The following is a 12,937-nucleotide window of genomic DNA, read 5'->3' as shown; positions in this document are numbered from 1 at the left end:
TCAAAACCGTGGCACGGCTCGAAGCGAAACTCATACTGCTATGTAGCGGAGAAACGATACGCATCGTTTCTCCGCTATTTCTATTCATTATTGAACCACCAAATTCTCAGGTTTGGGTTGGGGCTCAGGTGTTTTTACGGCAATCAACGTAATGATGGCGGATAGGAAAAGGGAGCCTGCCATAAAAATATACGACGCGCCGAAGCCGCCGGTTGTACCGTTCAAATAGCCCACGATGTAGGAGCCGATAAACGACCCCAACGCGCCAAAACTGTTGATGAGCGCCATGGCCCCACCCGCTACGTTCTTGGGTAGAATTTCGGGGATAATAGCGAAAAACGGTCCGTAGGGGGCGTACATGGCACCACCGGCAATGATCAGGAGTACAAACGATAGCCAGAAGTGGTCGGTGCCAACCAGGTAAGAGGCATAGAAGGCCAGCGCGCCCAGTAGCAAAAACGGCCAGACGAATAGCTTCCGGTTCAGGGTCTTGTCGGAAAAATAGGAAGCACTTAACATGCCGATAATCGCCAGTACGTACGGCACCGACGACAGCCAGCCGGTTTTGACAATGTTCATGTCGGGGGCGGCATTCAGGATGGACGGCAGCCACATCACGAAGCCGTAGACGCCGATGCTCCACAGGGCGTATTGCAGACTCAGGAGAATGACAATTCTGGATTTAAACGCCTGCGCGTAGTTCTTGACGGGTTTAATGCCCTGCTGCTCCTTCTGTAATTCTGCTTCTACATCCTGTTTCTCGGATTCGGTCAGCCAATCGGCGTCTTTTGGTTTATCGGCTACCAGACGCCACCAGAAAAAGGCCCAGATAATGGCCGGAAGGCCTTCCAGAATAAACATCCAGCGCCAGCCTACGGCTTTGATCAAATAGCCGGACAGCACCGACATCCACAGGATCGTGGCCGGATTACCGAGGATCAGGAACGTATTGGCCCGTGAGCGTTCGGCTTTGGTAAACCACCGACTCAAAAAAAGCAGCATGGACGGCATTACCGCGCTCTCGACCACCCCCAGCACAAAGCGAATCACAATCAGCAGATTCACATTGCTGATAATGCCGGTGGCCATGGCGAGGCCACCCCACAGAATCAACGACCAGAAAATCAGCTTTTTGGCGCTTTTATTTTCAGCGTAAATGGCGCCGGGCACCTGAAAGAAAAAATACCCCAGGAAGAAAAGCGATCCCAGTAACGAGGACATCGACGGCGTAATGTGCAGATCGCTCGCCATGCCACTGGCGGCCCCAAAGCCAAAATTTGCCCGGTCGAGGTACGCCAGACTATAGGTGATAAAGGCCACGGGTATCAGGCGATACCAACGGGATTGTGCCAGGATTTTTTCCATGCTAACGTATTTTTATGAATAACAAAGAGGTTTGTTGCGCAGATATACGCAGTAACGTAGCGTCAATTTATCCGCAAAGAGCGCAAAGAAATTAATTCAGCTACTTATCATTCCTGGTAGTTAAATCAACCAGTGAATGGTTAATCGTATGTCATCTGGATGTATCGAACGAGGCTCTTGCCTTCCCCCGATACACTCAGGCCCACGCGTGGTGCCCGGTCCCAGCGGGGCAGATACGAACCATCCAGCGGAGCTTCATTAATTAACTGCATTTTGCCCGCTTTTTCAGACCAGCCAAACTCGCAGAACTCACCAAAACGACTACGAAGCTGTAAGGTAACGGGAGAAAGATTGTCTGGAAGTACCTGTGTTTTCAGCACTGTCCGAGTCCCTTCTTTGACCTGCCAAAGTTCCAGCAACCCTTTCTTAACCCCAAATCCTACGGCATTGCTGTCGTCGCCGTACAGGCAAATGCTTTGAAGAACATCGGCTTGCGGACTGACCTCGGCCCGTAATGTATACGTTCCTTTTTTAATGACAGCGCCCAGAAAGCTGCCTGTTGGGTTGCCTGACGTATTGGCCAATTGCAACGTTCCATCCTTGACGCTGAACGTTGGTTTAGGCAGGCTAACGTCCCACACCCAGAAATCGTCAGGCATGGGTTTACTGAAATCAACGGTCAGGTTTTGCCCTTTTTTCTGAATCGCGCCAAATGGTGATTCGGCCTGAGCGGGCGTCGTGGTCCCATACCGGAAAGCAGGCCACTGAGTCTTGTCGTCCCAAACCAATTCGCTCAACACGCCCTGGCGGCCGGCGAAGGTGAAATCCGTACCGTTGTAGGCATGGTGCAGGTAAAAATAGCGATTGTCGGGTGTCGTTACGACGGTTCCATGACCGGGGCATTTCCAACTGTCGTCACTGAACAGCACCGGGTTTTTAGCATATTTCTCCCACGGCCCCTGTAGCTTTTCGGCGCGGGCCAGCCCCACCTGATAATTGCAGCGGGCACCGCAGCAGGCATTGCCGGAGTAGGTCATGTAGTAATAACGCCCCCGCTTGAAAATAGCCTGGCCTTCCGCTCCACCCGCTTCCCAGTTGTTACGTTCGGCCGTCAATAAGGTAAAGGCTTTGCCCGTCACTTTTAAGCCATCAGGAGAAAGCTCGGCCCCGAGAAGTTCGATGGCTTTGCCCTTGTCCAGGCCGTACGCTTTCCAGGTAATATACAGTTTGCCTCCGTCTTCAAGAACAAACGCGTCGATGGCTTCGGACGTCCATTCGAGCAATAAACCATGATCGGTGAAGCCCTTGCGAAGGTCTGGGGTGGAGGCAACGCCGATGTACGAGCGCTTGTCAGCTTTCCGGCGGGCGGTGTAATACACGTAGTACGTACCGTTGCGATAAAAAAGCTCAGGTGCCCAGAAACTGCCCATTGTCCAGGCGGGTGGCGTAGTGAAAACCGGACCAACGTAGTCCCAGTTGACCAGGTCTTTTGAGGTGTAAATCGGATAGGCCGGTCCCCACTCCGACGATGTACCGGCTGCGTAATACGTATCACCCACGCGAATGATCGACGGATCGGCAAAGTCGCCCGTGATGACCGGATTTCGATACGTAGTGGTTGGGCCGGGCGGACGGCTGGCTGGTTGCGCCAGGCACTGAATGGTAAGCAACAAGGCAAAAACAAGGGCTGAAATACGTAGCATCAGGTTATTTATGTCGGGACGGTTTTTGGGCAAGATAGCCTTTCTTGCCATGAAACCAATTAGCCGCTTGGCCGGTGAGCCAGAGGTAATAATCAGTATCAAGGTCAGCGTCAATGCCCACAAATTTACCATCGCCATTTAAAGGTAATTCACCTTCTTTGCGGGTTTTAAAAATGGCCGTTCCTTCGTCAACCTCGTCGAACATAGCTACGTACAGACTTTGGGCTCCAGCCTGCTTCGCCCCAGCCACCTGCTGCCACAGGAAATCGCCTTTTAGTCGTGGAATCTGGTTATAGACGTTGGGACTGTTTTTTAAATTTCCCCAGCTAAAACCCGGAAAAACCAGTGGTACATAATCGACTTTGTTTGTCTTGCACCAGGCAATGTCATCCACCAGCGTACTCCCCGAAACGGATGCATAAGTCGTTGCATTATAGCGGCCTACAGCCCAGGGCATGATGATGTCGGCGCTTTTAATGAGCGGATGAAGCCAGTCAGATGGTTCCGTATCTTTCGTCATTGTTCGCCAGTAATATGGCACACCCAGCAGAATCGAGTATTTTTTAGCGGGGCTGTTAAGCTTACCCAACAGCCCCTGAATATCGGCAATGGTGTATCTGCGATTGTCGTTAAAACCCACACCCCAGATCGCCAGCAACGGTTTGCCGTTGTGCCGTAGATAAGTCGGATTTTTTTCGTTGTTGAACAAATCAAAAAGCTGCTGAACGTCATGCCAATCCTTGATCAGTACCTCCATATCGGCCGATGTTGCCCCGCTAAGGTCGTACATGATGCACAGCGCCCGCTTGTATTTTTTCGACGCTTTCAGTGCATTTTCCAGTACTTTGTTGAAATGCCATTTGCCCTTCTCCGACTTTATCTCCGACAGAAATCGCTGCATGAACACGCCGTCGATGCCATACTGGCGCATCCACTTAAAATGCAGATCGACGCTGGCTTCATCGTAAGGGCTATAGACGTAGGCATTCTCGCCGTTGGCGTAGCGAAACGGCGTTTTATACGTAGTGGGGTAGTCTTTTACATCTGGCCAGAAGTCGATGGAGGCATAACCCGGCTCGAATTTGCCCTGTTTCTGGTAGTGATGCCACCCCCGTTCTGATAAATCGCCCTGGGCGGCAAACCACCCCTGATAGCCCGCCATCACCAGCCCTTTGTAGCTCGTGTACAAACAGCCCGTTTCATCATACTTGACAGCCTGGCTTTGGGCATTATAAGCTAGAAGAATAGATAAAAGGATGGCCAGGTAATTGATATGTTTCATGCTAGGATGTCTCAAACAGGTCTAGTTTTCATGAGCGAATTTGTCATTCCGATGCAGGAGGAATTTTTGAAACAACACACACTAAGATTTCTCCTGCGTTGGAATGACAAATTCGCTCATCTTTTAGCGGGTTTCGTTACCCCGAACAAGTCAACATATTATGGTTTCAGTAACGTACCGTCACTCTTGCGAACTGTCCAGCGGGATTTGGTACCGATCGGATATTTGGCAGCTTCCTTTTCGTTGATATCGATGCCCAGACCTGGTGATTCACTGACCTGGTAGTAGCCATTCTTGATGGTCGGGCAACCCGGAAACACTTCCTTCACTTTGTCATTGAACATCTGCGACTCCTGAATGCCGAAGTTCCAGACCGCAATGTCGATGCTGTTGTTGGCCGCATGGCCCACCGGCGACGTATCACCCGGCCCGTGCCAGGCCGTGCGGACGTTGAACCATTCGCCCAGACGAGCCACCTTCATGGCGGGTGTGATGCCGCCAATCTGCGAAATGTGAATTCGGATGAAGTCGAACAACTGGTTGGCCATTGGCTCCTTAAATTCATTGATATTGTTGAACAATTCGCCCATCGCAATCGGTACGGAAGTCGTCTGACGCAGGAGCTTGAACCAGTTCATGTTCTCCGGTGAGAACGGATCTTCGATGAAGTACGGCCGGTATTCTTCCAGCCCTTTGATCATGTTAATGGCGTCGATGGGCTCCACCAGTTCGTGCATATCGTGCAGGAGTTGAATGTCCTCCCCACAGCGCTTGCGCACCATGTCAAACATCTTGGGTACCCGTTTCAGGTACGTCCGTTGATCGGAGAAATCATCTGTTTCTTTGGCGAATCCGGCGGCTTTGAAGTCGGGTTTGATGTCGGCCATGGCACCCACACCCCCATAGCCACCCTGTTGAATGCGGATGTGCCGGAAACCCATCTCCATAAACTGCTGCACTTTGTCGGCCACGGCTTCGGGCGTTGGTCCGCTGGCGTGGGTATACGTATCCACCGCCATGCGGGCTTTGCCACCCAGAAGCTGATAAACAGGCATATTGGCCCGTTTGCCTTTAATATCCCACAGGGCTTGATCCAGACCGGAAAGGGCATTGTTAAGGACAGGACCGTTACGCCAGTACGAACTGACATAAGCCGATTGCCACATATCCTCAATGTTGTCGACGTCCTTACCGACGCAAAAGTCATTCAGATACGTATTGATGGCGGGCACCACGACTAGAGCCCGTTGCGTAAACGTAGCGCACCCCAGCCCGTACAAACCAGGTTCGGAGGTTTCCACTTTCACAATCACCAGATTAGAGCCACCCGGGGCTGTCGTGATGGCCCGCACACCCTTGATGGTAACGGGTGCCGTACCTTTGGCGTAGGCCGGGGTGGCGTAGGTTTCGGCGCGGGCTTTCGGGCTCTCGAACAGACCAAATAGTCCGGCTGTTGAGCCTAATCCCAGCATTTTAAGCGCGTTTCGGCGGCTGGATTCCAGATGTAGTTCTTGGTTTTTCATAAGGGTTTATCGAATGACTGATTGGAGATTAACGTAAATTGATAGGTTATTTCACCCCGTATTCGTAGGCGATTTGCCAGCTAAACGTCCTGCCCGGTGCTACGTTCAGGTTGATATAAGGCTCGGGGCACACGGTCGTTGACGAAGACCAGAACACGAGTTTGGCAATTTCCCGGTCGCCCGTTACGTTCACCGTGGCGCCCGTTTTCGTATTTCCGACAGTTAGTAAATACGCCACGGGTTTTCCAGCCGTCAGGTTAGGGAAATACGCCTGTTCCCGTTTCCCTAAATCACGGAGATAGACCAGTTGATTGTCCTGGAGTTTCACTAGATCGCCAACCCCTTTCCCGCCCTCGGCTGACAGGTTGTTGGTGGGTAACGTGACCACATAGCCGGGACCCGCCGGTTGCTGGTCAATTACGAAAAAGTTGTGGTTATACACCATCGTTTCGATGGCACGACGGCCCGTATTTTTCAAGCTGTGCGTGATTACCAGTTCGGGTTTGCCTTTGGTGAGCGTCAGCGTTTTCTGGTATTCATATCCGTAGTTGGTATCAGAAAGCGTATGGCTATACTGGACCTGATTTTTCGTCTTTTTTAGTTTCCAGGTACCGGAATTGGCGATTTCGTAGGGCTTGTATGAGCTATAGGGCTTCTCATCGGGCTTGGTAAGGCTTCCTACACCAATTTTGATGAACGTATCACCCGCTTTTGCATCAGAAAAACCCAGCGGTTCAAACTCCTCAACCGGTCCCATAATGGCGTCGTGCGTTGTTGGATGATACGTATCAAACCATTTGCCGTGATACGTATGTCCTTTGTAGTCCAAGCTGGCCACCACCCCTGACCAATCAAAACGAGTGCCCCGATAATACCCTTTATCCGCATCGGGCAGGTACAGATGAGCGTGAACCAGCCCGTTCGTTATATCGGCTTCGGGAACCTCCGGAACCGATTTCATGCTGATGGTCAAACCAGCCAGTGCGCCAAGGAGAAAGCAGGTACGTATCGCCGATTTTTTCATGATCTATTTTAAGGCAAAGGCTACGTAGTTACCGCCAATTTTCTGGCCTCGCCCACCGCCGGCCGCGATGACAACGTATTGTTTTCCATCGACTTCATAGCTGATCGGCGTGGCGAAGCCACCCGCCGGAAGCTGGTATTCCCAGACAACTTTGCCCGTTTTTCGATCAAACGCCCGAATCTTTTCGTCTTTCGTACCTGCGATAAACACAAGCCCACCCGCTGTGGCCAGTGGCCCGCCATAACTGTCGGTGCCGGTTGTCGGAACGCCTTTTTTTGCCAGTTCGGGGTACTCGCCCAGCGGCACCCGCCAGAGGTAATTCCCGGTGTTGAGGTCGATGGCGTTCAGCGTGCCCCAGGGTGGTTTGATGCCCGGATAACCATCCTGATCGGTGAAGCGCTGCCAGACTTTACTCACGTAGGCGGGCATGTAAGGGAAGCCGGTTTTGGGCGTTTCGGTAGGGGAGGCCGCCACCTTTGCCGGGCCGGTTTCGGTGTTCAGCAAAAAGCTGATGAGCGCATCCCGTTCCTTCTCCGACAGTTGCTGGAACGATGGCATCCGACCACTGCCGGTTCTCAGAATGGACCTGATTTCCTCCACCGACCGTTTTTTGCCAATGTCTACCAGCGAGGGCAGTTCGGGGCCGCTTCCTTTTCGATCCTGCCCATGGCAGGCCGAGCAGTTGGCAACATAAAGCGCATTTCCGGCGGTGAGTGGTTTGTTTTGAGCGTTCATCCCCGTTCGTTCGGCCATGATCAGCTCCCAGGGTTCCTCGTTGACATTCTGATACAGAACGCCATCAGGATCAATGGCGTTGCCGCCCCATTCTGCCCCACCGCTGTAGCCGAAAAGTAACGTACCGCTTGTGCTGGGTGGCGCAAATTTGTTGGTGGTCCGTATCTTCTCAAACCGTTCCTTCACGTAGGCATGGGCCTCTGGTGAGCGATCGGTGATGTCGGCTTCGGTGTAGACCTGACGCGAAAGGGGCAGCGGCTTGAGCGGGTATTTCTGGGTCGGCCAGGGGTGTTCGCCGGGCAACCCATTGACCGGGACCTTACGTTCCTCGACCGGAAAGAGCGACGTGCCCTTATCCCGATCCAGTACGTATACCAGGCCGTCTTTTGTCGCCTGAACCACCGCATCGACCAGCTTTCCGTTGTGTTTTAACGTAATAAGGTTCGGGGGCGATGGATGGTCCCGATCCCATAAATCATGATGGATGGTCTGGTAATACCATTTTAGTTTGCCCGTTTCGGCATCCAGCGCCATAATGCAGTTAGCAAACAGGTTGGACCCTTTGCGGTCGCCCCCGTAGAAGTCGGACGCGGGTGAACCCGTACCGAAATAAACCACGCCCCGTTTCTCATCGAGCGACATGCCGCTCCAGTTGTTGGTAGCCCCAATTTTCTTGTAAGCGTCTGGCGGCCAGGTGTCGTAGCCGAACTCACCCGGTTGCGGAATCGTATGGAACACCCATTTCAGTTTGCCCGTCACGACGTCGAATGCCCGCACGTGCCCTGGTGCGGCATCGCCCCCTTCGGACACCGCCGAACCAATAACCAGCGTGTTTCGGTAAACGATGCCCGGCGACGTAGCATTGACGGACAGCTTACTGACGTCGTGGTCCAGATTGGTTTGTAAGCCTTCGTGTAAATCCGCTTTGCCATCGGTACCGAAGCTGAGAATACCTTCTCCGGTTTGCGCATTCACGGCATACAAACTTGACCCAACGGTATAGAGTATACGCTTGTCGTTGCCTTTTTCCCAGTAAACAACGCCCCGATTTGAGTTCAGCCGGTCGTTTTTCGAGGGGTCAAACTTCCAGAGCTGCTCCCCCGTCCCGGCTTTGAGCGCGAATAATTTAAGCTCGGGCGTGGTGCCATACAGCACCCCATTGACAACAATCGGCTGGCACTGAATCGCCCGATCCCTCCGCCGACCGGGATTGTTCGGGTCGGGCTTTTCGGAGGCATCATATAGCCAGGCAACCTGTAAATTGTTGACGTTTCCGGTGTTTATCTGGGTGAGGGGCGAATAGCGATTTCCGGCTTTGTTACCCCCATAATTGGGCCAGTCCCGGCCCGTATCGACGGCCGTGTTTCGTTCCTGCATGCCGTAAATCAGGCAACTTCCCAGCAGTAGTCCAGTGGCTGCTACGTGGCGGGTTGTTGCATCAGAAAACGGCCAAAATTGAGTTGAGAGACGTTTCAATACGTTGAATTTGTTAAATTTATGTACCTGTTTTTTACGTGCGCTCATGCCTATGAATCGTTTAGTTCAGCCGTGCCATCAGGGATAGAGCCTCTTTGTTGCCAGCATCCACGGTTAAAACTTTTTGTCCGTAGTTGGCTGCCCCCGCTTTGTTATCCATTCGGTAGTAAGCATTCGCGATCTGGGTTAAAAGGGTGACATTCTTTGGGTCAGTAGCCAATTGTTTTTTCAATTGTACGACCTGTTCAGCATATGCTTTAACCGGGTTCAGGTTGAATTGGGACGTATTGTTTTGAATGGCAAAATCCAGATAGGGGATGGCCTGTTCTGGCCGATCGAGTTTAAGAAACAGCACAAACAAGTAGCGGGCTTTATCAAAAGAAGGAGCCAAGGCAAAAGCTTTCTGAAAATAGAAAATAGCGTTCTGGTCGTCTTTTAATTCCCCGCTTAACATAGCTGCTTTTTCAACGTAGCGGGCGTCCATTGGATACTCAAGCACGAGTGCTTCTACGGTGCGCCGGGCTTTTCGAAAATCATGATGAGCCAGATAATAATCGTATACGTTACTGAGCGCGTCGAGCCAGGTTATTTTTTGCGTGGTCAGGTCATACGCTATTTTTTCTTCGGTTGTTTCAATCGTAAACGGTTGAGCGGACATCACTTCATTGAAGGGCCAGTTTCGTTTGAGATTACTTACTTTGTAGCGCCCCGCCAATGAATCTACTTTTGTGATGGGCATGTCCTGAAGCAGTTGATCAATGCTTATTTCTTTTTCTTTTGGTACGGAAATAAACTTTTCTTTTTTCAGGGCCTCATAAAACGTATCAGACAATAAGGCATACCCCAATAAATTAGGGTGAACGTGTTCGAGAATTAAGGCATCGCCAATAATGCCATTTGCTGATTTACGTTCGAAGGTTGCCTTTGCGTCGACCAGGTGTGCATTCTTGTAATTGCTGCATAGTTGGTAGAGTATCTTATTGAAACTATTAGGTGCGCGAAAACGCAAACCATCCAGATCTTTTGCTTCGTCAAAATAGGTTTTAGCCTGGCTAAAATCACCCTGCAAATAAGCTGTTTGCCCCAGGTAATAATGGCAACGTGCATGCCCGGTATAAATCTGGTTAGCGGCCTTGAAATACGTATACGCATCGGAGAAATTTTTTCGATTATAAGCGGCTACGCCCAGCGCATATTGCTGGTTGAAACCCGGAAAGGCAGTACGTCCGACCGGGAAACTGACAAACGGTTTCAAGTCCTTTTCATTACTGACCAGATTGCTGACAAAAACAGGAATGCCATGTTGAGCCAGCAGCGCCAGCGTTGCCTCCAGGTTATGACGGAACTGCTCAACTCCCCGCTGGTAAAGGGCTGAATCAAAGGCTATTTTCTGCTCGGCAACCATCAGCTTTATGCGTGTGCCACCCTCGCCAGCCTTATCTCCGCCTGCCGTACGGTGTAGCTTCTCATAGACGTTGGTCATCAACTGCACAAGCCGGAACTGGCGTAAATAGAGGAGTGTATTAACAAGCTGCGGATTGCCGCCAATGTGTTCGGTAGAGCCGACTCCTAAGGCACCATAGTATTCATTATGGCCGGAATAAATCAATACCGCATCGGGTTCATAATTCACTACGTCTTTTGCAAAGCCATACACGGTATATGAATTGACGGCGGTCAGCGAGATGTTGATAATTTCAAAATTTCGGTCTGGAAATGTGTGCGTTAATCGATATTGAAGCCAGCGATGAAAAGAACCGTTGTGGAAATAAGGATACCCAATGGTTGTGGATTCACCAAGCACAAAAATTCGTAACGTATTGGCGTCTTTTTTCTTTTTGAAAGGCTCGACATTTCCCGTTGTGGCTATTGCCTGATTGGTAAAATATTTTTTAGATGCGTCAGGATTTAATACTAAGAAATTCCTGTCGGTGGGGTAGTCAATAAATAAGCGCACATCCTGCCCATAATTAAAAAGGCGTAAGGCCATTTCAACGAGACATAAAAGAAAAAGAGAAAGTAAAACGCTAATTACTTTAAAGAATATAATCCTTTTAGACGCTTGTTTTTCGGCTGGTTTATATTCTTTTACGACACTCATCGTTGACTACGTTATTTATAAATAATTCACTCTCCTTATATATTTTTTGAACACAGAGGCACCGAAGCGTCGGACCGCAGAGAATACAGGGTTAAAAAACTAATAGAGTCTGGTTGTCAATTTATAAAAGCTATTAAAACTCTGTGTCTCTATGTTCAAAAAATATGTTTGTATTGAAAAAAACTAATTAATACCCTTCATTCTGGACCCAGGCCGGATTTCTGGCCATCTCATTGATGGGAATAGGGGCCAGGTATTTCTGGGCGAAATTGGTATTCGCCGGAATCGGGTTTTCGGAAGAACTCCGTGCCGCCACAATCTGCGGAAGTAGTTGGAGCCGGACGATGTCGAACCACCGCACGCCAAATTCCCCGGCAAATTCGTAGGCGCGTTCATAGACCACCGCGTCCCGGAAGGCAGTCGCCGAAAGTCCGGGAGTCAGGTCGGGCAAGCCAGCTCGTTTGCGCACCAGATTGATGGCTTTATAGCTGTCAGCCGTTGGTCCACCGGCGGCCATCGCAGAGGCTTCCGCGTAGTCGAGCAGCACCAGGGGATAGCGAATAATGTCGTACACTTTGTTGGTACTTGGATTGATGGCGTTGATGACGGTTTCTGTTTCAGAGACGCCATCGCCATTCAGGCCCGCCCGGAACTTCTTGTAATAGGGATGTCCAGCGTGCGTTTCGGGCGAGTCCCAGGGAACCAGTTTAAACGTCTTGCCATCGGGCTGGCGCAGCTTGATGGTCGTGTAGAACGTAGCGTCGGTCCGGGTGCAGGGCGGGGCGTTTTTGTAAAAATTGATTTCGGGGTAATAATCATCCCACCCGCTTGACCCGTTCGTCGCCACTTCGTCGAGCGGCACCGACGATGACCCGGCACTACGTAGTGGCAGGCCACCGCTGACATTGTATTGCAAACCAAAGATAGATTCCGGGCTATTGTTCGTCGCAAAAACGGTGGCATAGGCCGTATTCAGGTTGAACTGATTTGACTGAATCACCGCGCTGGCTTCATCCGCAGCCAGTTTGTAGTTGCTTTCCTGTTTGAGGGGCCAGCCCGTCATGGTCAGATACACATCGGCCAGCAGCGAACGGGCTGCCATTTGATTGGCTTTGCCCGGCTGGCCCGGAAAGGACGCAGGCAATAGCTCTTTCGCTTTCTGCAAATCGCTGATGATAGCGGCATACACTTTGTCCACCGGATCTCTGGGCGGGCGGTCGTTCACATCGATCTGCGTCAGGATGATTGGAACCGGGCCGAACGTTCGCACCAAATAATAGTAGCCCAACGCCCGCAGGAAGTACGCCTGACCCGCAGCCTGATTCTTCAGTACGTCCGTTGACGCCACTTTGGTGTAGTTGGCAATCACGTTGTTGGCCTGATAAATGCCCTGCCACGGACCCTGCCATTGCGCCACCAGACTCAGGTTGCCACTGCCGCCACTGAGCCGATCGAACAGGCGAAAGTCTTCTTTATTCAAACCTGGATCGGTCGTGAAGTCGTCGGACCCAAAGTAAGACGTACTACGGTTGGTGAAACCCCAGGCGCCATCGCGAGCGAACTGGATATAGATAGCCGCCACGGATGCGTCGAGATCGGCCTGCGTTTTAAAATAGGTGCCCGGCGTTAAGCTGCCTTTGGGGTCCTCGGTGAGGCTTTGGCAGCCGCCCGCCAAAATCATCACGATGAATACGAGAAGTACTGAGTAGTTGGTGTTCATGATTATGT

8 protein-coding genes are annotated in these 12,937 nt (G+C 51.2%); all 8 read right to left on the bottom strand.

The annotated features are described in order from the left end of the window. Positions 1 to 87: 87 nt before the first annotated feature. The 8 genes from ACYVEA_RS20830 to ACYVEA_RS20795 all read right to left on the bottom strand — a co-directional run bounded on the left by ACYVEA_RS20830 (position 88) and on the right by ACYVEA_RS20795 (position 12,929). Complete coding sequence (locus ACYVEA_RS20830) at positions 88 to 1,365, bottom strand: MFS transporter (RefSeq protein ID WP_461115363.1); 1,278 nt, start codon at positions 1,363 to 1,365, stop codon at positions 88 to 90. 140 nt (positions 1,366 to 1,505) lie between these two features. Beyond that, positions 1,506 to 3,119, bottom strand: coding sequence for a glycoside hydrolase family 43 protein (locus ACYVEA_RS20825; protein ID WP_461115362.1), 1,614 nt, complete (start codon positions 3,117 to 3,119; stop codon positions 1,506 to 1,508). Then, on the bottom strand, positions 3,073 to 4,350 hold the full coding sequence (locus ACYVEA_RS20820) for a glycoside hydrolase family 71/99-like protein (protein WP_461115361.1): 1,278 nt from the start codon (positions 4,348 to 4,350) through the stop codon (positions 3,073 to 3,075). Before ACYVEA_RS20820 ends, ACYVEA_RS20825 begins: the two co-directional genes overlap by 47 nt. 158 nt (positions 4,351 to 4,508) lie before the next feature. Beyond that, entirely contained in the window at positions 4,509 to 5,873 is a 1,365-nt protein-coding gene (locus ACYVEA_RS20815; protein WP_461115360.1) for an enolase C-terminal domain-like protein, read from the bottom strand. Positions 5,874 to 5,919: 46 nt separating this feature from the next. After that, positions 5,920 to 6,897 (bottom strand): hypothetical protein, encoded by a 978-nt coding sequence (locus ACYVEA_RS20810; protein WP_461115359.1) that lies wholly within the window; start codon positions 6,895 to 6,897, stop codon positions 5,920 to 5,922. A 3-nt stretch (positions 6,898 to 6,900) separates the two neighbouring features. Beyond that, the gene (locus ACYVEA_RS20805; protein WP_461115448.1) at positions 6,901 to 9,009 is read right to left on the bottom strand and encodes an outer membrane protein assembly factor BamB family protein; all 2,109 of its coding nucleotides are present in this window, start codon (positions 9,007 to 9,009) and stop codon (positions 6,901 to 6,903) included. A gap of 160 nt (positions 9,010 to 9,169) precedes the next feature. After that, positions 9,170 to 11,098 carry a tetratricopeptide repeat protein gene (locus ACYVEA_RS20800; RefSeq protein ID WP_461115358.1) on the bottom strand — a complete coding sequence of 643 codons (1,929 nt, stop codon included), beginning with the start codon at positions 11,096 to 11,098 and terminating at the stop codon, positions 9,170 to 9,172. A 298-nt stretch (positions 11,099 to 11,396) separates the two neighbouring features. After that, the gene (locus tag ACYVEA_RS20795; RefSeq protein WP_461115357.1) at positions 11,397 to 12,929 is read right to left on the bottom strand and encodes a RagB/SusD family nutrient uptake outer membrane protein; all 1,533 of its coding nucleotides are present in this window, start codon (positions 12,927 to 12,929) and stop codon (positions 11,397 to 11,399) included. Positions 12,930 to 12,937: the final 8 nt, after the last annotated feature.

The sequence above is a fragment of the Spirosoma jeollabukense genome, assembly GCF_054777855.1.
The sequence above is the reverse complement of the archived record's forward strand: the minus strand, read 5'-3'. Positions and strand labels throughout refer to the sequence as shown.

Excerpts from the sequence above, each read along its gene's own strand:
- ACYVEA_RS20830 (WP_461115363.1), bottom strand. The coding sequence starts at position 1,365 with ATGGAAAAAATCCTGGCACAATCCCGTTGGTATCGCCTGATACCCGTG.
- ACYVEA_RS20825 (WP_461115362.1), bottom strand. The coding sequence starts at position 3,119 with ATGGCAAGAAAGGCTATCTTGCCCAAAAACCGTCCCGACATAAATAAC.
- ACYVEA_RS20820 (WP_461115361.1), bottom strand. The coding sequence starts at position 4,350 with ATGAAACATATCAATTACCTGGCCATCCTTTTATCTATTCTTCTAGCT.
- ACYVEA_RS20815 (WP_461115360.1), bottom strand. The coding sequence starts at position 5,873 with ATGAAAAACCAAGAACTACATCTGGAATCCAGCCGCCGAAACGCGCTT.
- ACYVEA_RS20810 (WP_461115359.1), bottom strand. The coding sequence starts at position 6,897 with ATGAAAAAATCGGCGATACGTACCTGCTTTCTCCTTGGCGCACTGGCT.
- ACYVEA_RS20805 (WP_461115448.1), bottom strand. The coding sequence starts at position 9,009 with ATGCAGGAACGAAACACGGCCGTCGATACGGGCCGGGACTGGCCCAAT.
- ACYVEA_RS20800 (WP_461115358.1), bottom strand. The coding sequence starts at position 11,098 with ATGGCCTTACGCCTTTTTAATTATGGGCAGGATGTGCGCTTATTTATT.
- ACYVEA_RS20795 (WP_461115357.1), bottom strand. The coding sequence starts at position 12,929 with ATGAACACCAACTACTCAGTACTTCTCGTATTCATCGTGATGATTTTG.